The organism is Mesorhizobium sp. M1E.F.Ca.ET.045.02.1.1 (genome assembly GCF_003952485.1).
GTDB lineage: Bacteria > Pseudomonadota > Alphaproteobacteria > Rhizobiales > Rhizobiaceae > Mesorhizobium.
The window spans coordinates 1,561,105-1,584,803 of record NZ_CP034447.1; the positions used below are offsets into that span (position 1 = coordinate 1,561,105).

Here is a 23,699-nt window from a genome sequence, read left to right on the forward strand (position 1 = left end):
ATGTCCGCGATCACCTGCTCCCATGTCGACAAGGCCTATGGCGCCACGACCGTCATCCGCGACCTCAACCTTGCGATTGAGGAACACGAGTTCGTCGTGTTCCTGGGCCCGTCCGGCTGCGGCAAGTCGACCTTGCTCCGGATGCTCGCGGGGCTGGAGGACATCAGCGGCGGCGAGGTGTCGATCGGCGGCAAGGTGGTGAACGACCTCGAACCCGGCGACCGCGGCATCGCCATGGTGTTCCAGAACTACGCGCTCTATCCGCATATGACGATCTTCGACAACATCGCTTTCGGGCTGAGGCGGCAGAAGGTGCCGGCAGCCCAGATCAAGAAGCGGGTCGAGGCGGTTTCGAAGACGCTTGGGCTCGAGCCCTATCTCGGCCGCAAGCCGACCGAGCTTTCCGGCGGCCAGCAGCAGCGCGTGGCGATCGCACGCGCCATGATCAAGACGCCGAAAGTGTTCCTGTTCGACGAGCCGCTGTCCAACCTCGACGCCAAGCTGCGCAACCATATGCGCGTCGAGATCGCCAGGCTGCACCAGTCGCTTAAGACCACGACCGTCTATGTCACCCATGACCAGCTCGAAGCGATGACGCTTGCCGACCGCATCGTGCTGCTCAAGGACGGCGTGATCGAGCAGATCGGATCGCCGGCGGAAATCTATCGCCGGCCGAGCAACATGTTCGTGGCCGGTTTCATCGGCACGCCGAACATGAATTTTGTCGAGGTGACGGTCGGCCGAGCAAGGAGCGGGTGGACCCTGAATGGCGCCGGAACCGTTCTGGTCGTCAGCGGCTCGGATTTTCATCTGCAACACGGCGATCGGGCGGTGCTCGGCATCCGGCCCCCGGACCTGAAGACGGCGAACGGCGACGCGGGCGGGAACCTGCTTCTAGGCACGGCCGATCTCATCGAGTTTCATGGCAACGACGCGCTGGTGACGTTCGGCTCCGGCGGCAAGGAGATCAGCGCGCTGGTTCCGGCCCGCGAATGCCCGGAGCTGCGCGCGGCGGTGCGCTACACATTCGATGAGGAAAGCATCCATCTGTTCGATGCGACGACGGGCTTGTCGCTGCGAAAGAAATAGGTCGATGCCAGCCTACCCTATCGCATCGAGCGCCTGCCGCTGCCGGTGCATTTCGAGGAAGATGCGGTAGTCGCGGTCGAAGCGGGCGCCGGCGGCCGGGTTGGAAGGCCGCGTCTTGCCGCCCTGCTGCATGGCCATGCAGGCCGCGTTCAGGTCGGGGTAAAGCCCGGCGGCCGTCGCCGCCACCATGCCGGTGCCGAGCAGCACCGCCTCGTCGGCCAAAGGCTCGATGACCGTGCAGCCGGTGGCGTCGGCATAGAGCTCCATCAAAAGCGGGTTCTTGGTATGGCCGCCGGTGACGTGCAGCGTGTCGATCAGGTAGCCGTTCTCGTTCAGCGCCTCCAGCACATGGCGCACCCCAAGCGCGATGCCGACGGCGGTGCGCCAGTAGAGCTTGCACAGGCTGTCGAAGGAGGAATCGAGCGTCAGGCCGCTGACGACGCCGACCGCGTGCGGGTCGGCAAGCGGCGATCGGTTGCCGTGGAAATCAGGCAACACATGCAGCCTCGCCGCCAGCGCATCGCCTTCAGTGGCGCGCAGCTCGGCGACGCGCCTGGCGATCCTCGCATGCATCGCCGCATCGGGCTCGCCGCCGGCGCCGTGCCAGCGGATGATGTGGTCGAGCAGCGCGCCCGTGGCCGATTGGCCGCCCTCCGACAGCCACAGCCTCGGCAACGCCGCGCCATAATACGGACCCCAGACGCCGGCGAAGGGCTGCGGATCCCGCGACATCGCCATGACGCAAGATGAGGTGCCGGCGATCAGCGCCAGATGCCGGCTGATGTCGGTCTCGTCGCCGGCGAAGCCGCCGAGCACACCCAGCGCGCCGGCATAGGCGTCGATGACGCCTGCGCCGACGCGGCATTTCTCGGTCAGGCCCAGATCGGCAGCCGCTTGCGTCGTCAAGGGGCCGATATCGGCGCCGACCGAGCTCGCCTTTTCCGGAAGGTTGCCGTGCTCGAAAAGATCGCCGAGACCGACGAGCTCGAAGAAATCGCGCCGCCAGCCCGTCTTCTCATGGGCGAGGTAAGTCCATTTGGCGGTCAGCGTGCATTGCGAACGGGCGAGCGAGCCGCTCGCCTTCCAGGTCAGGAAATCGGCGAGATCGAAAAGATAGCCGGCTTCGTGCCATGTTCCTGGCAGGTAGCGCTTCAGCCACATCAGCTTCGGCGTTTCCATTTCCGGCGACATCACGCCGCCGATATAGTCGAGCACGGCATGGCCGCTTCTGGTGCATTCGTCGGCCTCGGCGATGGCGCGGTGATCGAGCCAGACGATGGTATCCCAGCGCTTCTCGCCGGTGACGGAGACGCTGAGCTGGCCGCCCTGCCTGTCGCGCACCACAAGCGAGCAGGTGGCGTCGAAGGAAATGCCGACGATATCCGATGCGGCGACGCCGGCTTTTTCGCGCGCGGCGCGCACGGCGGTACAGACGGCCGACCAGATATCCTGCGAATCATGCTCGGCATGATCGGGCTTCGGCTGATGCATGGCGATCGGCCGCTCGGCACGGCCGACCAGATTGCCTTTGGGGTCGAGAATGCCCGCGCGAGCGCTCCCGGTGCCGACATCGACCGCGCAAACGAAACTCGTCGTCAAGATGCTTTTACTCTCGCTCCCAGGCCTGCAATCAGATCGGGCAATTGCAGCATGTCAGCGAATATAAAGTCCGGTTCGGTCGACGCAAGCCGCGCCTTCAAGGCGGGATTGTCCGCATGCGAGCCACCGGTGAAGGCGAAGACGCGCATGCCCGCCGCCCGCGCCGCGGCGACGCCGGCCGGGCTGTCCTCGACGACCAGGCATTTGCGCGGATGCGCGCGCATGGTGGCGGCGGCATGGAGGAAGAGGTCCGGCGCAGGCTTGCCGCGCTTCACCATGGCGGCGCTGAAGAGATGCGGTTCCATCATGCCCAGCAGGCCGGTGACGTCGAGCGCGTAGCGGATGCGTTCCAGCGTGCCGGACGAGGCGACGCAATAGGGCAGGCCGAGCCTCGGCAGGATCTCCTTGATGCCGGGGATCGGCTTCAGCTCCTCGCGGAACTTGCGCATCAGGTCGGCGCGCATGGCGGTGAGATGCTGGTCGCTGATTTTGAGCCCGAAATCGCGACCGAGAATCTCGCGCACGCTCTTCATGCTCTTGCCAAGGAAGTGCTCGTAGGCGGCATCCTCGCTGACCGTGCCGCCGGCGAGCTCGATCATCCCGAGCAGCGCCGAGACCGAGAGCGCCTCGCTGTCGACCAGCACGCCGTCACAGTCGAAGATGACCAGTTCGGGCGTCATTCCAGCCGATTCCAGTGGGCTTCAGAGCTTGCCGGCGAGATAGCGGGTCAAGGTTTCGCGTGCGCCGTTGGCCCAGAGCACGTCGAGCGCATGGGCAAAGGCTTGCGCGAAAACGGGCGAGCGGCCGACATCGCCATAGATGTCGTCCATGGCAAGCCAGGCGCCGGGCTCGGTTTTTGCCGCCTTTGCGGTCGCCTGCATCCGGTCCCAGCTCGGATCGTTGGGTTCGATGACGGCGCCGCTGTCCGTGGTGCCGAAGCAGTAGCGGCACCAGAGCGCCGATTCCAGCGCCAGCCCGGCGACGCCTTTCCCCGCCTTCAGCCGGTCGGCAATGGTCGGGATGATGAATTTCGGCTGCCGGTTCGAGCCGTCGAGGCAAAGGCGACGGATGGTGTCGCCGATCTTCGGGTTGGAGAAGCGGCGTTCGATGAGCTGGTAGTAATCTTCCAGCACGGTGTCCGGCACCGGCGGCACGGTCGGGATGATCTCGTCGCGCTCCAGCTTGGCGAGGAAGCCGCGCACCAGCGGCTCCTGCATCGCCTCATGGACGAAATGGATGTCCATCAGGCCTGCCGGATAGGCGATGGTCGCGTGGCCGCCATTGAGGATGCGGATCTTCATCAGCTCGTAAGGAGAGACATCCTTGACGAACTGCACGCCGGCCTCTTCCAGCGGCGGCCGGCCGGCGGTGAAATGATCTTCCAGCACCCATTGCTTGAACGGCTCGCAAAAGACCGGCCAGTTGTCCTCCAACCCGAAATCGCTCGCCAGGATGCCGCGCTCGCGATCGGTGGTGGCCGGCGTGATGCGGTCGACCATGCCGTTCGGGAAGGCGACATTGTCCCTCACCCAGCCGGCAAGGTCCTCATCGATCAGGCGGGCAAGGCCGATGACGCCGTCGGAGGTGACATGGCCATTGTGGGGGATGTTGTCGCAGGACATGACGGTGAAGGGCACGATGCCATCGGCGCGGCGGCGCACCAGACCGGCCAGGATGATGCCGAAGACGGTCTTCGGCGCTGCGCCCGGCTGCGCGTCGGCGACGATGTCGGGATGGGCCGGGTTGAACTTGCCTGAGGCCGGGTCGATGAAATAGCCGCCTTCGGTGATGGTCAGCGAGACGATCCTGATCGCCGGGTCGGCGAGCTGCTCGATGATCGCCTTCGCATCGCCGGGCATCAGGAAATCGATCATCGCGCCGGTGACGCGGGCGCTCATATGGCCCTGGTCCTGCTCGACCACGGTGGTCAGCCAATCCTGCTCCTGAAGCCTGGCGCGGCCGGCCTTCTCGCCCTCGAAGACGCCGGCGCCGATCAGCGCCCAGTCATGGCCGAGCCCGGAATTGAACAGGTCGTCGAGATAGACGGCCTGGTGCGAGCGATGGAAGTTGCCGACGCCGAAATGCACGATGCCGGCTTTCAGAGAAGAGCGGTCGTATTTCGGGCCGGAAACCTTCGAAGGAAGCTTTGCGAGATTCGAGGAAGAGAGTTTCACGGTCATCTTACTTTACCCTTCGGCCGATATGCAGCCCAACAATTCCGCCTGAGCGGTGAGGGACGGCGCCGGTTGTTCCGTGCTGCCCCTCACCTGCCCCGTGACGCATCCTCCCCGGAGGAAGGGAGAAGCGCCTTCCCCCTCAACTCATCCACTTCAACTCATCCATTGGCCGCCATCGACGTTGTAGGTCTGGGCGACAATGTATTCAGCCTCGTCGCTGGCGAGGAAAACCGCCATTCCGGTCAGATCTTCCGCCCGGCCCATGCGGCCATAGGGAACGCTTTCGCCGACCAGGCGCTTCTTCTCGCCCTTCGGCCGGTTCTCGTATTTGGCGAACAACGCATCGACGTGGTCCCAGTGCTCGCCGTCGACGACGCCCGGCGCGATGGCGTTGACGTTGATGCGATGCTTGATCAGGTCGAGTCCGGCCGATTGGGTGAGCGAAATGACAGCGGCCTTGGTAGCGCAATAGACCGCGACCAGCGGCTCGCCACGGCGCCCGGCCTGGCTCGCCATGTTGATGATTTTGCCGCCCCGGCCAGCGGCGATCATCGAGCGGGCCGCCGCCTGCAGCATGAACAGCGTGCCGGCGACGTTGACGGAGAACAGCTTGTCATAGCCCGCCCTGCCGATCTCGACGATCGGCGCCAGGTCGAACAGCGCCGCGTTGTTGACCAGGATGTCGAGGCCGCCCGCCTTGGCCTCGACCGCTTTCACCGCCGCCTCGATCGAGGATTGGTCGGTGACGTCGAGTTGGACAGCGTAAGCCGCTGAGCCGATATCCTTCGCCGTGGCTTCCGCGGCCTCCAGGTTGATGTCGGCAATCGCCACCGTCGCACCTTCGCGCGCATAGGCTTCGGCGAAGGCCCGGCCGATGCCGCGCGCCGATCCGGTGATCAGCGCCGATTTGCCTTTCAGCCTCACTGCCCCGTCCTCACTGGGCCAGCGCCTTGCCATCGGCGCCAAAGCGATGGAGCTTGGTCTTGTCGGGCGTCAGATAGACGGTGTCGCCATGCTTCACCGCCACCTCGCCGTCGGCACGCACATTGATCGTGCCGACGCCGTCTGTCTGGACATGCAGGAAGGTGTCGGAGCCGAGATGCTCGGCAACGCCGACCGTCGCTTTCCAGTCGCCGGCCGTGGTCGAGATGTTGATGTGCTCGGGCCGGATGCCGATGGTCTTGGCGCCGTATTTTTCCGCCGGCGCGCCTTCGATGAGGTTCATCTTGGGTGAGCCGATGAAGCCGGCGACGAAGAGGTTCTTCGGCGTGCGGTAGAGCTCCATGGGCGAGCCGACCTGCTCGATGTTGCCGGCGTTGAGCACGACGATCTTGTCGGCCATGGTCATGGCCTCGACCTGGTCGTGGGTGACGTAGATCATCGTCGTCTTCAACTGATGATGCAGCTCGCTGATCTCCAGCCGCATGGTGCCGCGAAGGGCCGCGTCGAGGTTCGACAGCGGTTCGTCGAACAGGAAGGCCGACGGCTGGCGCACGATGGCGCGGCCGATGGCGACGCGCTGGCGCTGGCCGCCGGAGAGCTGGCCCGGGCGACGCTCGAGATAGTTGGTGAGGTTCAGCACCCGCGCTGCGTCCTTCACCTTCTTGTCGATGGTCGCCTGGTCCTCGCCCGCCATCTTCAGCGGGAAAGCGATGTTCTTGGCGACCGTCATGTGCGGGTAGAGCGCGTAGGACTGGAAGACCATGGCAAGCTTGCGCTTGGCCGGCGCCTCCTGGGTCACGTCACGGCCATCGATGCTGATGGTGCCGCCGCTGGTGTCCTCGAGCCCGGCGATCAGGCGGAGCAGCGTGGACTTGCCGCAACCCGACGGGCCGACGAACACGACGAACTCGCCGTCCTCGATATTGAGGTCGATGTTCGGAATGATCACCGTCGACCCGAAGGACTTGGAGACGTTCTTGAGCGTGATGTTTCCCATGGCTTCCTCCCGGGGGATTTGGTCGTCCGCGGCTGGCGCGCGGCTACTTCACGGCGCCAAATGTCAGGCCGCGCACCAACTGCTTCTGGCTGAACCAGCCCATGATCAGGATCGGCGCGATCGCCAGTGTCGAGGCCGCCGACAGCTTGGCCCAGAACAGGCCTTGCGGGCTGGAGAAGGAGCTGATGAAGGCGGTAAGGGGTGCTGCGTCCGTGGTGGTCAGACGGATCGTCCAGAACGCCTCGTTCCAGGCGAGGATGATGTTGAGCAGCATGGTCGAGGCGATGCCGGGGACCGCCATCGGCGTCAGCACATAGATGATCTCGTTCCACAGCGAGGCGCCGTCCATGCGCGCCGCTTCGAGGATCTCGCCCGGGATTTCGCGGAAGTAGGTGTAGAGCATCCAGACCACGATCGGCAGGTTGATCAGCATCAGCATGACGGTGAGGCCGATGCGGCTATCGAGCAGGCCGGTGTCGCGGAAGATCAGGTAGATCGGGAACAGCACCGCGACGGCCGGCATCATCTTGGTGGAAAGCATCCACATCAGGATGTCCTTGGTCCGCTTGGTCGGCGAAAACGCCATCGACCATGCCGCCGGGACGGCGATCAGGAGCGCCAGGACGGTCGAGCCGACCGACAGGATCACCGAATTCAGGAAGAACTTGAAGTAGCCGCTCTGCGCCTGCACCTCGGCATAGCTTTCGGTGGTGCCCGACGGGATGAGCGCGAAGCCCTGGATCGCCTCCTGCTCCGACTTGAACGAGGTGATGATCGTGTAGAGGATCGGGAAGAAGATCAGCAGGGCGACAATCCAGGCCGCGGTCGTGGCGATCGTCTTGTGCTGGGTGGTGACTGCGCGTGCCATGTCAGGTCCTCCCGTATCGGCGATGTTGGCGGCAGGGTCGACCGCCACTCCGGTTTGCTGCGCAAACCACCTCTCCCCCGATCGACGGGGTAGAGGAAGGGCGCGACTTCGGTGCAGGCGTTTCCTCTCCCCCGGGCAGGGGGAGAGGTGTCCCGCGCAGCGGGACGGAGTGGGGGTGGTTCAGCGCAAGTGGCATCGTCTCCCCCTCACTTGTCCAGGTTCTTGCCGACGGCGCGCATGACGAAGAAGGCGACGATGTTGGCGAGAATGACCGCGATGACGCCACCTGCGGACGCCTGGCCGATTTTGAACTCCAGCAGCGCCTTCTGGTAGACGAGGAAGGGCAGGTTGGTGGAGGCGTAGCCTGGGCCGCCATTGGTGGTGACCAGGATCTCGGCGTAGATCGAGAGCAGGAAGATCGTCTGGATCAGGATGACGACGGTGATGGCGCGCGACATGTGCGGCAGCGTCAGATACCAGAAGCGGCTGAGGAAGCCGGCGCCGTCCATTTCGGCCGCCTCCTTCTGCTCAGTGTCAAGCGATTGCAGTGACGTGAGCAGGATCAGCGTGGCGAAGGGCAGCCATTGCCAGGCGACGATGAGGATGACCGCCGTCAGCGGGTGTTGCCCGAACCAGTCGATGGGGTTGGCGCCGAAGAAGCGGGCAATATCGGCGAAGACGCCGTATTGCGGGTGCATGATCATGTTCTTCCACACAAGTGCCGCAACCGGCGGCATGACGAAGAACGGCGAGATCACGAGGATGCGCACGAAACCCTGGCCCCAGATCGGCTGGTCGAGGAGCAACGCCAAAAGGATGCCGCCGACCACGGTGATGACCAGCACGCTGACGACGATGGCGAGCGTGTTGAGGATCGACTGCAGGAAGGCCGGGTTGGAATAGAATAGCGCGTAGTTGGAGAAGCCGACGAAACCGTCGCGGATCGGGTTGAGCGGGTTGTATTGCTGGAACGAGAACCACAGCGTGAAGGCCAGCGGCACGATCATCCAGATGAACAGCAGGATCACCGATGGCGCCATCATGAAACGGGCAAGCGAACGGGTTTGCTGAGTAGCCATGACGGTCACCCTCCAAATGTCAGCCGGATTCTAGCGTTGTGCCACAATTTTCCTGATTGTGAAGGTGGCCGCCCGAACTGGGTTTCGGGCGGCCAATGCCGGTCATGATGCGCTACCGGCGTTCGGCACCGGGAGGAGCCTTACTTGATGTAGCCGCCTTCGGTCATTGCCGCGGTGGCTGCGTCCTGGGCCTGCTTCAGCGCATCGTCGACGCTCGACTGGCCGGCAAGGGCGGCTGAGAAGAGCTGGCCGACGGTGGTGCCGAGGCCCTGGAATTCAGGGATGGCGACGAACTGCACGCCGACATAGGGCACCGGCTTGACGGTCGGATGCGTCGGGTCGGCGGCGTTGATGGAGTCGAGCGTCATCTTGGCGAAGGGCGCCGCCTTCTGGTACTCCGGATTGGCATAGAGCGAGGAGCGCGTTCCGGGCGGAACGTTGGCCCAGCCTTCCTTCGAGGCGACCAGCTCGGCATAGTGCTTGCTGGTTGCCCACGATACGAACTTCTCGGCGGCGTCAGCCTTTTGCGTACCCGCCGGGATCGCCAGCGACCAGGCCCACAGCCAGTTGCCGCGCTTGCCGAGGCCATTGTCGGGCGCCAGCGCATAGCCGACCTTGTCGGCGACCTGCGAGGCCTTCGGATCCGAGACGAAGGAAGCGGCGACGGTGGCGTCGATCCACATGCCGCACTTGCCCTGCTGGAACAGCGCAAGGTTCTCGTTGAAGCCGTTGGACGAAGCGCCCTCGGGGCCATCGGCCTTCATCAGGTCGACATAGAACTGCAGCGTGTTCTTCCATTCAGGCTGGTCGAACTGCGGTTTCCAGTTCTCGTCGAACCAGCGGGCGCCGAAGGAGTTCGACATGGCGGTGAGGAAGGCCATGTTCTCGCCCCAGCCGGCCTTGCCGCGCAGACAGACGCCGTTCACGCCATTGGCGCGGTCGGTCATCTTGTCGGCAGCCTGCTTGATGAAGTCCCAGGTCGGGGCATCGGGCATCTTGAGGCCGGCCTTCTCCATCAGGTCCTTGCGGTACATGACGAAGGAGCTCTCACCGTAGAAGGGCGCGGCGTAGAGCTTGCCGTCGACCGAAAGGCCGCCGGCAATGGCCGGGATGATGTCCTTGACGTCGTAGTCGTCGCCAAGCTTGTCGAGCGGCAAGAGCCAGCTCTGCTTTGCCCAGATCGGGACCTCATAGGTGCCGATGGTCATCACGTCGTACTGGCCGCCCTTGGTGGCGATATCGGTGGTGACGCGCTCGCGCAGCACGTTCTCTTCAAGCGTGACCCAGTTGAGCTTGATGTCGGGGTTGGCCTTCGTGAAGTCGTCCGTCAGCTTCTGCATGCGGACCATGTCGCCGTTGTTGACGGTGGCGATGGTGATGGATTCGGCATGCGCGGCGAAAGCGAGGGCGCTGGCCGACAACAGGCCCAGGGTGAGCGTGCGAAGTTTCATCAATTCCTCCCTAAAACCAAGATGAGCATTTGCCTTGGCTGTGAGCAATTACTCACCTAGCGTGAATTATGTCAAGGCGGAATCGATGCTGCAGCGCAGCACAAATCGACGCCATGCGCTTTGGCGGCGCGTGGCGGAAGTCCGCTTCGATGGTTGGGCCGCGTCCGGCTACTGGCAAGCGATCTCGGCGAGGATCCAATCGCGGAAGGCGCGGATCTTCGGCACGTTGCGCCGCGCCGTGGGATAGACCAGCCAGTAGGCATGACCATCGTCGCCGACCAGGTCGAAGGGCTGGATCAGCCGGCCGTCGGCGAGTTCGTTCTTGAACAGCGCCCTGGTCAGGATCGCCACGCCGTGGCCGGCCATGGCGGCATTCGCCTCATAGGCCTGCGCGCCCATGCTGGTACCGGGGCGGCTGGCGAGTTCCTCGGCCGGCAGACCCGCGAGCGCGAACCATTCCTGCCACCAGATGTCGCCCGGATCGAGGATGGGGAGCTTGAGCAGGTCGGCCGGTTCGTTGACGCCACCGATGCTGGCCGCGAGCCTGGGGCTGAGCACCGGGGTGAAGTCGGCCTTGAACAGCATATGCGTTTCCACGCCCGGCCATTTGCCGCCGCCGGACCGGATGGCTATGTCGATGTCCTCGCGGGCGAAATCGACGACGCGGTTCGAGGTATCGACGCGCACGGCCAGCGCGGGATGCGCGACCTGGAAAGAGCCCAGATGCTGCGCCAGCCAGTTCGAGGCGAAAGTAAGCAAGGTGGAAACGCAAAGCACGCCTTCCGCGCCGGCGCGGGCGGCCGAGTAGGCGCCGCTCAGCAACGAAAACGCCTCGCTGACGGCCGGCGCCAGGCGCTGGCCGGGCTCGGTCAGTTCGATCTGCTTGGGCCTGCGCAGGAACAAGGGCGCGCCTATGCGTTCCTCGAGCAGCTTGATCTGATAGCTCGCGGCGGCTTGCGTCATGCCGAGTTCCTCGGCGGCCTTGGTGAAGGAAAGGTGCCTGGCCACGGCCTCAAACACGCGGATCGCCTGCAGCGGCGGGAGTTGGGCAAACTGTCGGGCGCTGAGATCGGGCATAAGGCCTCTTTATGGGTCATGATCGACGTTTGATTGGAAGCACTGGCCGCTAACACCGATATGTGGGGTCGACGATCAACCCAGTTCAAGCATGGCGAAGGCTGATGATCATGACCACGATACAGGAAAAAGTCGTTTCGTCCCCGGCCCGCGGTTGGATTTCGCTGTTGGCGCGGGAGTTTTCATGGTTCGCCAGCCGCCGGCGCGGCTATGTCGATGTAAGGGAACTGTCGGAGCATCTGCAGCGCGACATGGGCTTCCTCGACGGCAATGATCCGCGCGGACACTACAAATAGCCGGCTCTTTTTTATTGGCGGCTGCCCGCCGGCGCATGATCCATTTGGAGCCTGCGGCTCTGCTCATGCGCTGCCGAGCAGGGCTGCCGCCGTCCGTTCGTCGGTGATGAGGCCGTTGACCAGCCGCCGGTTCACGGCGGCCAGGATGCCCGGCAACTTGCGCTCGCCCATGGCCAGCGCAATGACCAGCGACTTCTCGCGCGACGGCAAGGCCGCGGAGGACACGCGATCGTTGGTGATGCCTTCGATCATGCGGCCCTCGCGGTCGAACACCCAGCCGACGATCTCGGCGACGCCGCCGGCTTTCTGCAATGCCTTGAGCTCACCTTCCGAGATGAAGCCGTCCTCATAGAGCGGCGCCTTCGGGCCAAGGTCGCCGATGCCGACGAAGGTGACATCGGCCTCTGCGGCGAGCGCCAGCGTCGGCTGGATCATCGGCTGGTTGAGCAGCATATCGCGCTCTTCCGGCGAGGAGGCGATGACCGGCAGCGGCATCGGGAAGGAGCGCGCCTTGACCCGATCGGCCATGGTGAAGATGACGTTGTAGAAGGCGGCCGAGCCGTCGGGCGAGATGTTGCCGGTCAAGGACACGACCTTGTGCTGCGGGCACTCCATCGGCGGCAGCAGCTCGATCGCCGCCTTCAGCGTGCGCCCGGTGCCGATCGCCATGACGATGGGCGTCGGCGAACGCAGCCGCCGCTCGATCTCGGCCGCCGCCGCCTCGGCGACGCCGATCGTCGTCGAGGTCGAGGTCGGATCGCTCGGCACCACTTCGACCAGATCCAGCGCGAAGCGCGACTTCAGCCGCGCGGCGAGGTCGAGGCAATTGGCGATCGGATGATCGACCCGCACCTTGATCAAGCCTTCAGACATCGCCAGCGACACCAGCCGCTGCGCCGTCTGCCGGGAGATGCCGAGCTTGGCGGCGATCTGGTCCTGCGTGTTGCCGGCGACATAGTAAAGCCAGCCGGCGCGCGCGGCGTCGTCCAACCTGGTGCTGCCGGTTTCCTGTCGCGCGTTCACATCCTGCCTCCCCGCCCGCTTTGTTGACGGGCGCTATAGATTACAACGAAAGCGGCTATGCGCAATTGTCAATTGAAAGGGCAATTGCTTGCGGCGGTCAGCAGTCCCGAACGGACCAATCCGCCCTTGCGCCAACCAATTGCCAGCGGGACGGTTTATCTCGGCGCGCAAACGCATTAAGGGGATCGGCAAAGGAGCCTTGCATGACGCCGAAAGCGGTTTTCTGGGACATGGACGGCACGCTGGTCGACAGCGAACCGCTGCACGAGGCAGCACTGGTGGCTGCACTGCGAAGCGTCGGCATAGCGCCGCCGACCAATTTGCACGAGCGGGTGCTCGGCGTCGCGGCGTGGCCGGTCTACGAGATGCTGCGCGACCAGTTTGGGCTCGACCTGCCCTTCGACGACTGGATCGTGCGCAAATACGACCACTATCTGCCGATGGCCGAGACGCTGAAGCCGCGCCCCGGCGCGATCGAGGTATTCAACCAATTGCGGGCGCTGGGCGTCGAGCAGGCGGTGGTGTCCAATTCCGACCGGCTGATCGTCGACGCCAATCTCGGCGCGGTGGGGCTTGTCTATCCCGGCATGCACACAGTGAGCCGCAACGACGTGCGCCAAGGCAAGCCGCATGCGGAACCCTTCCTGCGCGCCGCTTATCTCGCCGGCGTCGATCCGGCCGATGCGGTCGCAATCGACGACAGCCAGACCGGCGCCATGGCCGGGCTGGCGGCTGGCATGAAGACGATCTTCTGGCCTGAGGCGCCGATGGAAGGACCGCCCGGCGCCATCGTGATCAACAGCGCGGACGAGCTGCGGGCGCAGTTGGGGCTTTGAGAAAATCGCCAAAGTAGGCGCTGCCCCTCATCCGCGTTGCGGCTGATCTTTGGCTATAGCGTGCATGGCAGCTTGGCGCATGCATTGTCTAGTAGCGGGGTCGACCCCCACTCCGTCTCGGCCACGCCGAGCCACCTCTCCCCCGATCGACGGGGTAGAGGAAAGGCGCCAAGCTTTTTGCCGTCGACGCTCGTCCAGCAACGCTCCCTTCCTTTCCCTCCGGAGGGGGAAAGGTGGCGCTGCGAAGCAGCGACGGATTGGGGGAACCACGTGGCAATCAAGCCTCGGCCTTATCAGTCACGCCAGTCACAGAAGTTGTGTGCATTGCGTGGCGTGACCGGAGGAGAAGGAAGAAGCTTCAGTTCCGGTAGACCGGCTCTTCCTCGTCGAGGATCGCTTTCAGTTCGGAAAGATGGCGCTCGGCCTGGCCGGGATAGTCGTCCACCTCGCGCGCCGTCTTTTCAGCGATTTCGTCGGAGAGCGTGCGCAGCGGCCGGCCGGTCCACAGCGCCTTGATGTAGGTCTCGGCGGCACGCTCGAAATAGAACATGCGGTTGAAGGTGTCGGCGACACTATCGCCGATGACCATCACGCCGTGATTGCCCATGACCATCACCTTGACCTTGGGATCGACGAGCAGCTTGGAGCAGCGCTCGCCCTCCTCCTCGAAGGCCAGCCCGCCATAGTGGGCGTCGACGACATGGCGGTTGAAGAACATGGCCGAGTTCTGGTCGATCGGCGGCAAGGTCGAGTCGGCCAGCGAGGCGAGAACCGTTGCATGGATAGAATGCACGTGCATGGCGCAGCGCGCATGCGGCACGTTGCGGTGGATGGCGCCATGCAGGCCCCAGGCCGTGGGGTCTGGCGCGTTGGGGCCGGACAGCGTGTCCGGATCGTTGGCGTCGATCAAAAGCAGGTCGCTCGCCTTGATGCGCGAGAAATGCACCTGGTTGGGGTTCATCAGGAATTTTGTGCCGTCCTCGTTGACGGACAGCGAGAAATGATTGGCCACCGCCTCATGCATGTTGAGCCGTGCCGTCCAGCGGAAAGCGGCGGCGAGATCGACCCGCTCCTCGTAATAAGGCAGGTTGGTCAGCGGTTCCTTCTTCAGGCGGGCGATGCTCATCGAAAATCCTCCAGTTTTCCGAAGCATGCCGTGCATGGCGGCGACCAGCAACCGCAAACTGGTGGGTCAGGCCGGCTCTCCGCTCAGGCGGCAGGCCGCGCCGATTGCAGCCCGCCATGCTCGACGATGAAATCGATCACCGCCTGCAGACCCTTGCCGCGCGACAGGTCGGTGAAGCCGAAGGGGCGCTTGCCGCGCATGCGGGCGGCGTCCGCCTCCATCACGTCAAGGTTGACGTTCACATAGGGTGCCAGATCGCTCTTGTTGATGACGAGGAAGTCGGAGCGGGTGATGGCCGGGCCGCCCTTCCTGGGGATCTCCTCGCCCTGGCAAACCGAGATGACATAAAGCGTCAAATCGGCGAGGTCCGGCGAGAAGGTGGCCGCGAGATTGTCGCCGCCGGACTCGATGAAGACGATGTCGAGGTCGGGAAATTTTCTGTTCAGCTCGGCAATGGCCCGCAGGTTGATCGAGGCGTCCTCGCGGATGGCGGTGTGCGGGCAGCCGCCTGTCTCGACGCCGACGATGCGCTCCTCCGGCAGCGCCTGCAGGCGGGCCAGCATCATGGCGTCTTCCTTTGTGTAGATGTCGTTGGTGACGACGGCGATCGAGAATTGATCGCGCAACGCCTTGCAGAGCTTTTCGGTGAGCGTCGTCTTGCCGGAACCGACAGGACCGCCGATGCCGATGCGAAGGGGACCGTTGGGTTGGGTCATGCCGGGAACTCCGAGATTGCAAGGACTGCGAAGCCCAGCCCGATCGACAGGCAGAGCGGCGAATAAAGGCGCTGGTCGAGCCGCGCGAAGGGCTGTTCCGGGGTGAGCCGGCGCCACCAGGGCGTGAAGCCGGCAATGCCGCGGCCGAGGAAGACGAGGCCGATGAGCAGCGCGGTGGCAGCCAGCCCCTCCTTTGGAAAGGGCGCGGCGAAGACGCCTTCGAGCGCCAACGGCCACAGGGTGGCGAGCGCCAGGCAAGCGGCGACGGCAAAGCTCGCGACAGGCGACGGCATTTCGTCGACGCCGCGGAAACCGACAACCGCATGGGCGCAGGATTTCGCGTCCGTTCCCGGCCAGATGCCGCCTATGCCCCAATAGACATGCAGCGTGGTGATCAGGAGCAGGACGAGGGAGAGGGTGAAAGCGAGGACGGTCATGAGCGGAACAGCCGCGAATACTGCGTTTCGTGCCTCATCGCCACGATGTCGGACATGAAGGCCGCGCCACCGAGATCTTCGAGCGAGGAATTGGCCGCTCGCGACGCCGTTGCAAGAGCCAGAGATTCGAAGCCGGCTAACAATGCGACGGCGTCGACCTGACCGACGACGCCGAGCCTGATCCCTGCCTGGACGAGGTTGGAGAAGAAGGCCTGGAGGAAGGCGGACAGCGCCTCGGCGAGACCGATGCCGTGGCTGCCGGCGACCGCGCCGACAGCGACGCAATAGGCGCAGTCGCTCGGCAGGCGCTCCAGCGCGGGACACGGCCAGGCCGACGCCGCCTTGAGGAAGGCCGCGCCCTGCAGCATGGTTTCCATGTGCCGCTGCTGCGAGCCGGCAAGCGCCTCGGCCAGGGCGGCAACTTCCGCCAGATCGCCGCCGTCGCGCGCGCGCCGCCAGCTTTCGGCAAACAGCACCGCATCGTTCCAGCCAGAGCCCATCTCGACCAGCGTCTCCAGCCAGCCGGCAAGATCGTCGCGGTTGGCGACCAGCCCATCATGCACCGCGCTTTCGAGACCATGGCTGTAGGAGAAGCCGCCGACCGGGAAGGACGGCGACAGCCAGGCCATCAGGCGCAGCAGCGCTATGCCGGGCTCAGTCATGGTGATGGTGGTCGTGATGATGGTCATGCGAATGATCATGATCGTGATGATCGTGATGATCGTGATGGTCGTGACCATGATGATCATGCGCATGATGATCATGACCATGGTCGTGGCCATGTCCGGAATAGGCGCCGCGCACCGGACTGAAGGGTAGCGAAACCTCGCTCACCGTGGCACCGAGCCCTTCCAGCATCGCCTTGATGACATGGTCGCGCAGGATCAGGATGCGGTCCGCCTCGATCGCCGCAGCGAGATGGCGGTTGCCGATATGCCAGGCAAGCTCGGTGAGATGCACGGCATCGCGGGCGCGGATGTCGTAGACCTCTTCCGGCGCCGCGACGATTTCGAGCTGACGGCCGTCCTCCAGCACCAGCCGGTCGCCATCGTTCAGCGCCACCGGCTCGGGCAGGTCGACCAGGATCTTGCCGCCGGCCGCCGTCTCGATGGCCCGGCGGCGCAAATGCCGCTCGTCATGCGGCAACACGGCCTTGTCGAAAGGCGTCGCCGCTCCCGCCTCGCCGGCGGGAAGCACCGAGACGGCGCGCGGGAACTTGGTGAAATCGGTGTTGATGTTGAGCTTCATTTGAGGGCTCCTCCATTCGCCTGAGCGCGGGCGCGGGCTGGGCGCTGCAAGACGCGATCGAAATATGCATTAACCAGATCAGAGTCGATCGGGAACCGGCCGGCGCGGGCCCAGCCGCCGATGTCGCCGAGCAGCACGTCGACGGCCGAAAAGCGGTCACCGAGCGCAAACGGCCTGTCGCCGAGCCGGCGGTCCAGCGCCTTCACTTCGGATGCGAAATCATAGGCCGCGGCCGGGCCGACATCGACCCGAACATCCTTGGGCAAGAGGAACCGGTGCCGCAGCTTGTTCCACAGCGGCGCTTCCAGCTCGCTCTGGGCGAAATGCATCCAGGAATCCATCTCGGCACGGCCAGCGAGGCCGGGATTGGCGCCCATGCCCATCTCGCCATGCTTGTCCGCCAGGTAGACGCAGATCGCGGCCGAATCCGTGATCTCGAGATCGCCGTCGATCAGGATCGGCACTTTGCCTGAGGGATTGAGCGCATAGGCCTCGGGCGAGCGCAGCTTGACCTCGACGAACTCATAGGGCTGCCCGAGTTCCTCGAGCATCCAGAGCACGCGACTGACGCGGGAACCTCGCGATCCGACGGCCTTGTACATGATTGAACCCTGCCTTTCCCAGAAACCTAGACCATCCCGGCCATCCACCCAATGGCGCTCAGACGATGGTGTCGAAGAGCCGCAGGATGAAGGATATCTGGTATATGAGGGCGGCGGCGACGAAGGCGATGTGGAAGCGGCGGTCGCGCACCAGGATTGCCACCAGGCAAAGCGCCACGAACACCGGCGTGCGGATCAGATATTCATTGCCGAAACGGGCGAAATGCTCCGGGCCTTTGAGCAGCGTGTCTATGATATCGAGCAGATAGGTGGCGCCAAGCAGGCCGAAGAACCAGGCACGCCGCGAATAGAAATAGTCCTCATAGCTGGTGTAGTCGAGCATCGAATCCGGAAACAGCAGCGCGCAGAGCAGGAAGAGCGTGATGGCATAGAAGATGATGAAAAGGTACTTGCCGAAGGTCCAGGACTGGATGGCGTAGAGTCCGAACTCCCACCACCAGAAGTGCACCAGCATCAAGAGAACCGAGCCGACCCAGGCGAGATGCACAGCATAGAGCCGGTACTGGCCGGGATGCTGGACGATGCGGGCGACCCCGGAGAGCAGCCGGGTGACGCCAAGGCCGACCACCATGCCCATGACGATGCGGATATGCGGGAAGATGTCGTGGGGAGAGGCGATTTCTGCTGCCATGGTTGTCCGCTGTGCAGTTGCTCAACCGCATAGTGCAAGGTCCACCTTCGAGCCGCAACGGAAATTGGCCGTTCACCGGAAACGTCGCCGTCAGAACAGAAAGTACCTCTGCGCCATCGGCAGCACGGTCGCCGGCTCGCAGGTCAACAACTCGCCGTCGGCGCGAACCTCATAAGTTTCCGGATCGACCTCGACATGCGGCGTGGCGTCGTTGAGCACCATCGAATGCTTGCCGATGCCGCCGCGCGTGTTCTCGACCGCGACCATGGCCTTGTCCACGCCCAGCCTGCCCTGCAGGCCGGCATCGAAGGCGGCCTTCGAGACGAAGGTCACCGAGGAGTTGGTCAGCGCCTTGCCATAGGCGCCGAACATAGGCCGGTAGTGCATCGGCTGCGGTGTCGGGATCGAGGCATTGGGATCGCCCATGGGCGCGGCCGCGATCGTGCCGCCAACCAGCACCATCTCCGGCTTGACGCCGAAAAAGGCAGGGTTCCACAGCACCAGATCGGCGCGCTTTCCGACCGCGACCGAGCCTATCTCTTTCGACAGGCCATGCGCGATCGCCGGGTTGATCGTGTATTTGGCGATGTAGCGGCGGACGCGGAAATTGTCGTTGTCGCCGGTTTCCTGCGGCAGCGCTCCGCGCTGGCGCTTCATCTTGTCGGCTGTCTGCCAGCAACGGATCGCCACCTCGCCCACGCGGCCCATGGCCTGGCTGTCGGAGGAGATGATCGAAAAGGCGCCGATGTCGTGCAGGATGTCCTCGGCCGCGATCGTCTCCTTGCGGATGCGGCTTTCGGCAAAGGCGATGTCCTCAGGGATCGACGGCGACAGATGATGGCAGACCATCAGCATGTCGAGATGCTCGGCAAGCGTGTTGACGGTGTAAGGCCGCGTCGGATTGGTCGAGGACGGGATGACGTTGGGCAGGCCGCAGACCTTGATGATGTCGGGCGCATGGCCGCCGCCGGCGCCCTCGGTGTGGAAGGCGTGGATGGTGCGGCCCTTGATCGCCGCCACCGTGTTCTCGACAAACCCTGATTCGTTCAGCGTGTCGGTGTGGATCATCACCTGCACGTCGTAGTCGTCGGCGACCGAAAGGCAGCAGTCGATCGCGGCAGGCGTCGTGCCCCAGTCCTCGTGCAGCTTCAGCGAGCAGGCACCGGCAAGCACCATTTCCTCGAGCGCCGCCGGCCGGGATGCGTTGCCCTTGCCGGACAGGCCAATGTTCATCGGGAAAGCATCGAAGGACTGGATCATGCGCGCCAAGTGCCAGGGGCCAGGCGTGCAGGTGGTGGCCAAAGTGCCATGCGCCGGACCCGTGCCGCCGCCCAGCATCGTGGTGATGCCGCTCATCAGCGCTTCCTCGATCTGCTGCGGGCAGATGAAATGGATGTGCGCGTCGAAGCCGCCGGCGGTCAGGATCTTGCCTTCGCCTGCAATGATCTCGGTGCCCGGGCCGATGATGATGGTGACGCCATCTTGAGTGTCGGGATTGCCGGCCTTGCCGATGGCTGCGATACGGCCGTCCTTCAGACCGATATCGGCCTTTACGATGCCGGCCAAGGCATCGACGACCAGCGCGTTGGTGATGACGGTATCGACCGCGCCCTGCGCCCTCGCGACCTGGCTCTGGCCCATGCCGTCGCGGATGACCTTGCCGCCGCCGAACTTCACCTCCTCGCCATGGACGGTGAAATCCTTCTCGACCTCGACGAACAGCTCGGTGTCGGCGAGCCGCACCTTGTCGCCGACGGTCGGGCCATACATCTGCGCATAAGCGGCACGGGTTAGTCTGGCCATCAGCGATTGCTCCCGAAAGTGAGGTTATTTGAGTGTGTCGCGCACATTGTCGCCATCCAATGGTCACTGAATGACCCGCTCGGCGACACCTTCCGATCCCATTTGGCGGTTGAGGTGGCCGAGTCAGCCCAAAACGACCGTTTGCCAAACCGATGGAAGGAATATCCATGCGCAAGACGATACTTTTCGCGGCCGCTGTCAGCCTGGCGCTGGCGGGCGCCGCCAGCGCCCAGCAGCAGCCCTCGCCTCAGCCCAGCCCAGCGCCGGCGGCGCCTGCTCCCGCCACGCCCAAGGCTCCGACGATCGAGAGTGTAAACATCGTCGACATCACCGAACTGCCCAAGGACACGCAAACACAGGTCAACCAGATCGTGGCGCAACGCGGCGACGCCGGCCTGCAGACATTGCGCAAATCGATCGACGCGACGCCCAAGGTGAAGTCCGCACTCGAAGCCAAGGGAATAAGCTCGGCGCAGGTGATCGCCGCCAGCCTGCAGCCCAACGGCGCGCTGACCCTGATCACCAAGAAGGCGAGCTGACCCGGAGCAATTCCAGGAAAAGTGTGCAACGGCTTTCCGCGCGGAATTGCGTAAAGACAAATGGTTAGAGCGGTTCGGCGGTTCCTCCAGACGCTGAACCGCTCTGGAAAAGCCGCTCCACAAGCGCTGGCAGGCCAGATTCGGGCCCGCTAACGGCAAGGCTGAGGGAACTTCCGGCCGACGAGAGTCGTTTCGCTTTTTTCGCCCCGCCAAAAGGTCAGTCAGGATCGAGCCATGGCGGCTGCCCCGCGCGTCACAATTGCGTTCCCCGCTACGGCCGTGGCCATGCTTCTCATGGCCGCCGTCCCGCATGCCGCGTTCCCGGCGCAGCCTGTGGACGGCAAGCCGCCACTGGACGGCAAGCCGCCATTGGACAGCAACAAGCCGGGTGCGGCGATCGTCGATTCCGACATCCGGCAGGAAGAGGCGCTGTCGAAGACGGAGGCCGGCAAGGTCATCACCGCTATCGACCGCACACGCGACAATATCGGCACGGTGCGCAAGACGACCAAGCTCGACACGGTCGACATCGTATTCCTGACGGACGCCGCGCGCAGCGAGGGCGGGCCACCGCCGATGATCGAAGACAAGGTTGAGCAGCATAAGGACGACGTCGCGGAGTTGCGGCAGGAGATCGAGGCGAACGCGCTGCTGTTCAACGCCATCGATTCGCGGCGCGTGCTCGCGGAGGACGTGCTTGCCGTCGAATTCGACAATCCGGGCAAGATCGTCATCTATGCGGCCGCCAAGCCTCCGAAGTGATTTGAGCGCCCCAGACCTCACAGCTTGCCGGACCTCACAGCCTGCCCATCACCTTCTGCTGGAATCCATAGACCTCACGCTTGCCGCCGAGCGGCACCAGCGTGACGTCGCGTTCCTGACCCGGCTCGAAGCGCATGGCAGTGCCGGCGGCAATGTCCAGACGCATGCCGCGCGCGCGTTCGCGGTCGAATTTCAGCGCTTCGTTGGTCTCGTAGAAATGATAGTGGCTGCCGACCTGGATAGGGCGGTCGCCGCTGTTGGCGACCTTGAGCGTCACCGCCTGCAGGCCCTTGTTCAGCTCGATCTCGCCTTGTGCCGTAATGATTTCGCCCGGGATCATCGCGCCCTCACAACACGCCGAAAGCAATCGCCGCGAGCGCGGTTCGTATCATCGGAGCTGTTGTCATCTGCATGCCTTTCTTCAGCGGTCGTATTGCTCACGCGGCCTTGCGCGGGCCGCAGCCTTCGGCCTTCAGCACGCGCCTGGTCGAGGCCGGGTATTTCTTCAGCATCGCCGCCGGCCGGATCGGCCGCGGCGAAAAATTGCCGCCGCAGTTCGGGCAGACGCCGCCAAGCACGTTTTCCGCACAGTCGGCGCAGAAGGTGCATTCGAAGGTGCAGATCAGCGCATCCGTCGCCTGAGGCGGCAGGTCCTTGTCGCAGCATTCGCAATTGGGCCTCAGTTCCAGCATCGGTTCCTCCTCACCGGATCGGCCCTCATCTGATCGGCTCGTGCACGGTCACCAGCTTGGTGCCGTCGGGAAACGTCGCCTCGACCTGGACGTCGTGGATCATCTCGGCAATGCCGTCCATGACCTGGGCACGGGTGACGACATGGGCGCCGGCCTCCATCAACTCGGCCACCGGGCGGCCGTCGCGGGCGCCCTCGACGACGAAGTCGGTGATCAGCGCGATCGCCTCTGGGTGGTTGAGCTTGACGCCGCGTTCCAGCCTTTTTCGCGCCACCATCGCCGCCATGGCGATCAGCAGCTTGTCCTTTTCACGCGGCGTCAGGTTCATGCGTCTTCCCAGTATTCAAGATCAAGCCATTCGAGGTCAGAGTGACCATAATTTGGGCAGGCCCGCCCGCCCGTTGAGCAGTTCGACGAGCGGCACCAACCGTTTGCGGAGCTGGTAGCCATCGCCGGCGGTGAGCCTCGCAAGAAGCTTGCCAGATTGGCCGACGCTCCACAAACTGGCGCCTCCCCAATCCCCGACTATGGGGGCACCGACGACGGGATCGCCGACGATCGCGCGGGCCGGCTCCAGCAGGCTTTCCGCGCGCGGCGAGACAAGAAGCAGTGTCGCGACGGCAAGCCCGCCGCCGGCGACCGCCGGGCGCCGGAGCCTGGCTGCGATGTCCGGCCCGATGCGGAAATCCTCGGCATGGATGAGCCTGCCATGTTGGCGAACCCGCCAGCGATCGTGGAAGTTGCCCAGAACTGTCCGTTCGCCCATCGCCACCCGGCCGAACAGCGTGGCTTCCAGAAGCAGCGCCTCGGCATCCGCGGCAAGCTTCACATCGAGCGTCCTGACAAAGGCCGCCCGGTCAAAAACGATGGTTTCCTGCGGCAGCCATGCGATCCGGCCACCGGCGCCGACATCCAGACTGACTGTCGTCTCGGCGCGATCGGATGCGGCGCGATAGATTTTCTCGCAGGCCTGGGTGGTGATGGAGGCCGAGGCGCCCTCACCGACCTCGATCTCCCAGCCAAGCCGGTCGCCGCCGGTCAAGCCGCCGGCCGTGTTGATCAGCACGGCCTCGAGCGGATCGCCGTGCACCGCCGGCATGCGAATCTTGGCCGATCCGTCCTGATAAAGACGCCGGAGCCGGGTCCGGCCACCAGCTCTGCCGCAGAAAAGCCTGCCTCGCCCTGCAACACGTTGGGCGGCAGGCTGGGAAGCCAAGGTAGGGTCGATCATGTTCACGGCGCCAACGTTAAGCACTCCGGTGGCTTTGTCGATATATAGCTTGTTGCTTGACATCGTTTCCGTTTCTATAGAGGGAGCCACCTTGGATCGGTTACGCGATGCCTGGCGAGATAGGGGGCGCCGACGTTTGTGAATCCGGGGACGAAGGGGCGCTGATCAGTTGGCGTCGGGAAACGACAGGGGAAGGAACCGAATGGCTGACCAGCTAACGACTGAAATCATCGAAAAGATCAAGGCTCATGCCGAGACTGGCGGCGAGGAAATCACCACCAGCACCGATCTCAACACGCTTGGCATCCATTCGCTGGAGTTGACCGAGATCATCTTCGATCTCGAGGAGAAGTACGGCATCGAGATAGAGATGAACACGGTCGATGCCTGGAGCAACCTCAAGAACGTCGGCGACATGGTCGAGGCGGTTCGCGAATTGATCGCGAAAAAAGCCTGA

The 23,699-nt window shown here is 64.2% G+C and carries 28 protein-coding genes; 6 read left to right on the forward strand and 22 right to left on the reverse strand.

Annotated features, from left to right (window positions below; all coding sequences use genetic code 11):
- Window positions 1-1,089, forward strand: a complete 1,089-nt coding sequence (gene ugpC / locus EJ070_RS07245) for a sn-glycerol-3-phosphate ABC transporter ATP-binding protein UgpC (RefSeq protein WP_126090724.1) — start codon at window positions 1-3, stop codon at window positions 1,087-1,089.
- A 12-nt stretch (window positions 1,090-1,101) separates the two neighbouring features.
- On the opposite strand, the gene EJ070_RS07250 is transcribed toward ugpC, so the two are convergent.
- The 9 genes from EJ070_RS07250 to gcvA all read right to left on the reverse strand — a co-directional run bounded on the left by EJ070_RS07250 (window position 1,102) and on the right by gcvA (window position 11,279).
- On the reverse strand, window positions 1,102-2,688 hold the full coding sequence (locus tag EJ070_RS07250) for an FGGY-family carbohydrate kinase (protein WP_126090725.1): 1,587 nt from the start codon (window positions 2,686-2,688) through the stop codon (window positions 1,102-1,104).
- Window positions 2,685-3,368, reverse strand: coding sequence for an HAD-IA family hydrolase (locus EJ070_RS07255; protein ID WP_126090726.1), 684 nt, complete (start codon window positions 3,366-3,368; stop codon window positions 2,685-2,687). The genes EJ070_RS07250 and EJ070_RS07255 overlap by 4 nt, the downstream gene beginning before the upstream one ends.
- Before the next feature lie 21 nt (window positions 3,369-3,389).
- On the reverse strand, window positions 3,390-4,868 hold the full coding sequence (locus tag EJ070_RS07260; protein ID WP_126090727.1) for a mannitol dehydrogenase family protein: 1,479 nt from the start codon (window positions 4,866-4,868) through the stop codon (window positions 3,390-3,392).
- A 150-nt stretch (window positions 4,869-5,018) separates the two neighbouring features.
- Window positions 5,019-5,789, reverse strand: coding sequence for an L-iditol 2-dehydrogenase (locus EJ070_RS07265; RefSeq protein ID WP_189350420.1), 771 nt, complete (start codon window positions 5,787-5,789; stop codon window positions 5,019-5,021).
- A 10-nt stretch (window positions 5,790-5,799) separates the two neighbouring features.
- Window positions 5,800-6,804 carry an ABC transporter ATP-binding protein gene (locus tag EJ070_RS07270; protein WP_126090729.1) on the reverse strand — a complete coding sequence of 335 codons (1,005 nt, stop codon included), beginning with the start codon at window positions 6,802-6,804 and terminating at the stop codon, window positions 5,800-5,802.
- A gap of 43 nt (window positions 6,805-6,847) precedes the next feature.
- Window positions 6,848-7,672, reverse strand: coding sequence for a carbohydrate ABC transporter permease (locus EJ070_RS07275; protein WP_126090730.1), 825 nt, complete (start codon window positions 7,670-7,672; stop codon window positions 6,848-6,850).
- A 206-nt stretch (window positions 7,673-7,878) separates the two neighbouring features.
- Window positions 7,879-8,751, reverse strand: coding sequence for a sugar ABC transporter permease (locus tag EJ070_RS07280; RefSeq protein ID WP_126090731.1), 873 nt, complete (start codon window positions 8,749-8,751; stop codon window positions 7,879-7,881).
- A 140-nt stretch (window positions 8,752-8,891) separates the two neighbouring features.
- Complete coding sequence (locus EJ070_RS07285) at window positions 8,892-10,202, reverse strand: sugar ABC transporter substrate-binding protein (protein ID WP_126090732.1); 1,311 nt, start codon at window positions 10,200-10,202, stop codon at window positions 8,892-8,894.
- 168 nt (window positions 10,203-10,370) lie between these two features.
- Window positions 10,371-11,279, reverse strand: a complete 909-nt coding sequence (gene gcvA / locus EJ070_RS07290) for a transcriptional regulator GcvA (RefSeq protein WP_126090733.1) — start codon at window positions 11,277-11,279, stop codon at window positions 10,371-10,373.
- Window positions 11,280-11,383: 104 nt separating this feature from the next.
- On the opposite strand from gcvA, the gene EJ070_RS07295 reads away from it, so the two are divergent.
- Window positions 11,384-11,575, forward strand: a complete 192-nt coding sequence (locus EJ070_RS07295; RefSeq protein WP_348639594.1) for a hypothetical protein — start codon at window positions 11,384-11,386, stop codon at window positions 11,573-11,575.
- 63 nt (window positions 11,576-11,638) lie between these two features.
- Here EJ070_RS07295 and EJ070_RS07300 read toward each other — a convergent pair whose 3' ends face one another.
- Window positions 11,639-12,598, reverse strand: a complete 960-nt coding sequence (locus tag EJ070_RS07300; RefSeq protein WP_126090734.1) for a sugar-binding transcriptional regulator — start codon at window positions 12,596-12,598, stop codon at window positions 11,639-11,641.
- 203 nt (window positions 12,599-12,801) lie between these two features.
- Between EJ070_RS07300 and EJ070_RS07305 the strand changes: the two genes are divergently transcribed.
- Window positions 12,802-13,434, forward strand: coding sequence for an HAD family phosphatase (locus tag EJ070_RS07305; protein ID WP_126090735.1), 633 nt, complete (start codon window positions 12,802-12,804; stop codon window positions 13,432-13,434).
- A 358-nt stretch (window positions 13,435-13,792) separates the two neighbouring features.
- Here the strand turns inward: EJ070_RS07305 and EJ070_RS07310 are convergent, their stop codons facing one another.
- The 8 genes from EJ070_RS07310 to ureC form a co-directional block, all read right to left on the reverse strand.
- Window positions 13,793-14,560, reverse strand: a complete 768-nt coding sequence (locus EJ070_RS07310; RefSeq protein ID WP_126090736.1) for a class II aldolase and adducin N-terminal domain-containing protein — start codon at window positions 14,558-14,560, stop codon at window positions 13,793-13,795.
- 83 nt (window positions 14,561-14,643) lie between these two features.
- Window positions 14,644-15,276 (reverse strand): urease accessory protein UreG, encoded by a 633-nt coding sequence (gene ureG, locus EJ070_RS07315; protein WP_126090737.1) that lies wholly within the window; start codon window positions 15,274-15,276, stop codon window positions 14,644-14,646.
- Complete coding sequence (locus EJ070_RS07320) at window positions 15,273-15,713, reverse strand: DUF3995 domain-containing protein (protein WP_126090738.1); 441 nt, start codon at window positions 15,711-15,713, stop codon at window positions 15,273-15,275. Before EJ070_RS07320 ends, ureG begins: the two co-directional genes overlap by 4 nt.
- On the reverse strand, window positions 15,710-16,402 hold the full coding sequence (locus EJ070_RS07325) for an urease accessory protein UreF (RefSeq protein ID WP_245464933.1): 693 nt from the start codon (window positions 16,400-16,402) through the stop codon (window positions 15,710-15,712). The genes EJ070_RS07320 and EJ070_RS07325 overlap by 4 nt, the downstream gene beginning before the upstream one ends.
- Entirely contained in the window at window positions 16,368-16,961 is a 594-nt protein-coding gene (locus EJ070_RS07330) for an urease accessory protein UreE (protein WP_126090740.1), read from the reverse strand. The genes EJ070_RS07325 and EJ070_RS07330 overlap by 35 nt, the downstream gene beginning before the upstream one ends.
- Window positions 16,958-17,563 carry a glutathione S-transferase family protein gene (locus EJ070_RS07335; RefSeq protein ID WP_126090741.1) on the reverse strand — a complete coding sequence of 202 codons (606 nt, stop codon included), beginning with the start codon at window positions 17,561-17,563 and terminating at the stop codon, window positions 16,958-16,960. The genes EJ070_RS07330 and EJ070_RS07335 overlap by 4 nt, the downstream gene beginning before the upstream one ends.
- Window positions 17,564-17,621: 58 nt before the next feature.
- On the reverse strand, window positions 17,622-18,215 hold the full coding sequence (locus tag EJ070_RS07340; RefSeq protein ID WP_126090742.1) for a hypothetical protein: 594 nt from the start codon (window positions 18,213-18,215) through the stop codon (window positions 17,622-17,624).
- 90 nt (window positions 18,216-18,305) lie between these two features.
- A complete protein-coding gene (gene ureC, locus EJ070_RS07345; protein ID WP_189350610.1) occupies window positions 18,306-20,021 on the reverse strand; it encodes an urease subunit alpha in 1,716 nt (571 codons plus the stop codon).
- A gap of 164 nt (window positions 20,022-20,185) precedes the next feature.
- Here ureC and EJ070_RS07350 point away from each other — a divergent pair, with 164 nt between their 5' ends.
- Together EJ070_RS07350 and EJ070_RS07355 are read left to right on the forward strand one after the other, a co-directional pair.
- Entirely contained in the window at window positions 20,186-20,557 is a 372-nt protein-coding gene (locus EJ070_RS07350; protein WP_126090744.1) for a hypothetical protein, read from the forward strand.
- A gap of 234 nt (window positions 20,558-20,791) precedes the next feature.
- Window positions 20,792-21,319: a hypothetical protein gene (locus EJ070_RS07355; protein ID WP_126090745.1), complete on the forward strand. Its 528-nt coding sequence runs from the start codon at window positions 20,792-20,794 to the stop codon at window positions 21,317-21,319.
- 34 nt (window positions 21,320-21,353) lie between these two features.
- Here EJ070_RS07355 and EJ070_RS07360 read toward each other — a convergent pair whose 3' ends face one another.
- The 4 genes from EJ070_RS07360 to EJ070_RS07375 form a co-directional block, all read right to left on the reverse strand.
- A complete protein-coding gene (locus tag EJ070_RS07360; RefSeq protein WP_126090746.1) occupies window positions 21,354-21,659 on the reverse strand; it encodes an urease subunit beta in 306 nt (101 codons plus the stop codon).
- A gap of 97 nt (window positions 21,660-21,756) precedes the next feature.
- The gene (locus EJ070_RS07365; protein WP_126090747.1) at window positions 21,757-22,011 is read right to left on the reverse strand and encodes a DUF1272 domain-containing protein; all 255 of its coding nucleotides are present in this window, start codon (window positions 22,009-22,011) and stop codon (window positions 21,757-21,759) included.
- 25 nt (window positions 22,012-22,036) lie between these two features.
- Complete coding sequence (locus tag EJ070_RS07370) at window positions 22,037-22,339, reverse strand: urease subunit gamma (protein ID WP_041003069.1); 303 nt, start codon at window positions 22,337-22,339, stop codon at window positions 22,037-22,039.
- Window positions 22,340-22,375: 36 nt separating this feature from the next.
- On the reverse strand, window positions 22,376-23,242 hold the full coding sequence (locus EJ070_RS07375) for an urease accessory protein UreD (RefSeq protein ID WP_126090748.1): 867 nt from the start codon (window positions 23,240-23,242) through the stop codon (window positions 22,376-22,378).
- Between the two features lie 202 nt (window positions 23,243-23,444).
- Between EJ070_RS07375 and EJ070_RS07380 the strand changes: the two genes are divergently transcribed.
- Window positions 23,445-23,699, forward strand: coding sequence for an acyl carrier protein (locus EJ070_RS07380; protein ID WP_059188710.1), 255 nt, complete (start codon window positions 23,445-23,447; stop codon window positions 23,697-23,699).

What these genes read in the sequence shown, in the direction of transcription:
- EJ070_RS07320 (WP_126090738.1), bottom strand. Translation starts at nt 15,713, where the DNA reads ATGACCGTCCTCGCTTTCACCCTCTCCCTCGTCCTGCTCCTGATCACC.
- EJ070_RS07305 (WP_126090735.1), top strand. Translation starts at nt 12,802, where the DNA reads ATGACGCCGAAAGCGGTTTTCTGGGACATGGACGGCACGCTGGTCGAC.
- EJ070_RS07325 (WP_245464933.1), bottom strand. Translation starts at nt 16,402, where the DNA reads ATGACCATCATCACGACCACCATCACCATGACTGAGCCCGGCATAGCG.
- EJ070_RS07285 (WP_126090732.1), bottom strand. Translation starts at nt 10,202, where the DNA reads ATGAAACTTCGCACGCTCACCCTGGGCCTGTTGTCGGCCAGCGCCCTC.
- EJ070_RS07360 (WP_126090746.1), bottom strand. Translation starts at nt 21,659, where the DNA reads ATGATCCCGGGCGAAATCATTACGGCACAAGGCGAGATCGAGCTGAAC.
- EJ070_RS07310 (WP_126090736.1), bottom strand. Translation starts at nt 14,560, where the DNA reads ATGAGCATCGCCCGCCTGAAGAAGGAACCGCTGACCAACCTGCCTTAT.
- EJ070_RS07375 (WP_126090748.1), bottom strand. Translation starts at nt 23,242, where the DNA reads ATGATCGACCCTACCTTGGCTTCCCAGCCTGCCGCCCAACGTGTTGCA.
- EJ070_RS07255 (WP_126090726.1), bottom strand. Translation starts at nt 3,368, where the DNA reads ATGACGCCCGAACTGGTCATCTTCGACTGTGACGGCGTGCTGGTCGAC.
- EJ070_RS07380 (WP_059188710.1), top strand. Translation starts at nt 23,445, where the DNA reads ATGGCTGACCAGCTAACGACTGAAATCATCGAAAAGATCAAGGCTCAT.
- EJ070_RS07340 (WP_126090742.1), bottom strand. Translation starts at nt 18,215, where the DNA reads ATGGCAGCAGAAATCGCCTCTCCCCACGACATCTTCCCGCATATCCGC.
- EJ070_RS07275 (WP_126090730.1), bottom strand. Translation starts at nt 7,672, where the DNA reads ATGGCACGCGCAGTCACCACCCAGCACAAGACGATCGCCACGACCGCG.
- EJ070_RS07370 (WP_041003069.1), bottom strand. Translation starts at nt 22,339, where the DNA reads ATGAACCTGACGCCGCGTGAAAAGGACAAGCTGCTGATCGCCATGGCG.
- EJ070_RS07270 (WP_126090729.1), bottom strand. Translation starts at nt 6,804, where the DNA reads ATGGGAAACATCACGCTCAAGAACGTCTCCAAGTCCTTCGGGTCGACG.
- EJ070_RS07330 (WP_126090740.1), bottom strand. Translation starts at nt 16,961, where the DNA reads ATGAAGCTCAACATCAACACCGATTTCACCAAGTTCCCGCGCGCCGTC.
- EJ070_RS07260 (WP_126090727.1), bottom strand. Translation starts at nt 4,868, where the DNA reads ATGACCGTGAAACTCTCTTCCTCGAATCTCGCAAAGCTTCCTTCGAAG.
- EJ070_RS07295 (WP_348639594.1), top strand. Translation starts at nt 11,384, where the DNA reads ATGATCATGACCACGATACAGGAAAAAGTCGTTTCGTCCCCGGCCCGC.
- ureG (WP_126090737.1), bottom strand. Translation starts at nt 15,276, where the DNA reads ATGACCCAACCCAACGGTCCCCTTCGCATCGGCATCGGCGGTCCTGTC.
- EJ070_RS07280 (WP_126090731.1), bottom strand. Translation starts at nt 8,751, where the DNA reads ATGGCTACTCAGCAAACCCGTTCGCTTGCCCGTTTCATGATGGCGCCA.
- EJ070_RS07335 (WP_126090741.1), bottom strand. Translation starts at nt 17,563, where the DNA reads ATGTACAAGGCCGTCGGATCGCGAGGTTCCCGCGTCAGTCGCGTGCTC.
- ugpC (WP_126090724.1), top strand. Translation starts at nt 1, where the DNA reads ATGTCCGCGATCACCTGCTCCCATGTCGACAAGGCCTATGGCGCCACG.
- EJ070_RS07365 (WP_126090747.1), bottom strand. Translation starts at nt 22,011, where the DNA reads ATGCTGGAACTGAGGCCCAATTGCGAATGCTGCGACAAGGACCTGCCG.
- EJ070_RS07350 (WP_126090744.1), top strand. Translation starts at nt 20,186, where the DNA reads ATGCGCAAGACGATACTTTTCGCGGCCGCTGTCAGCCTGGCGCTGGCG.
- gcvA (WP_126090733.1), bottom strand. Translation starts at nt 11,279, where the DNA reads ATGCCCGATCTCAGCGCCCGACAGTTTGCCCAACTCCCGCCGCTGCAG.
- EJ070_RS07355 (WP_126090745.1), top strand. Translation starts at nt 20,792, where the DNA reads ATGGCGGCTGCCCCGCGCGTCACAATTGCGTTCCCCGCTACGGCCGTG.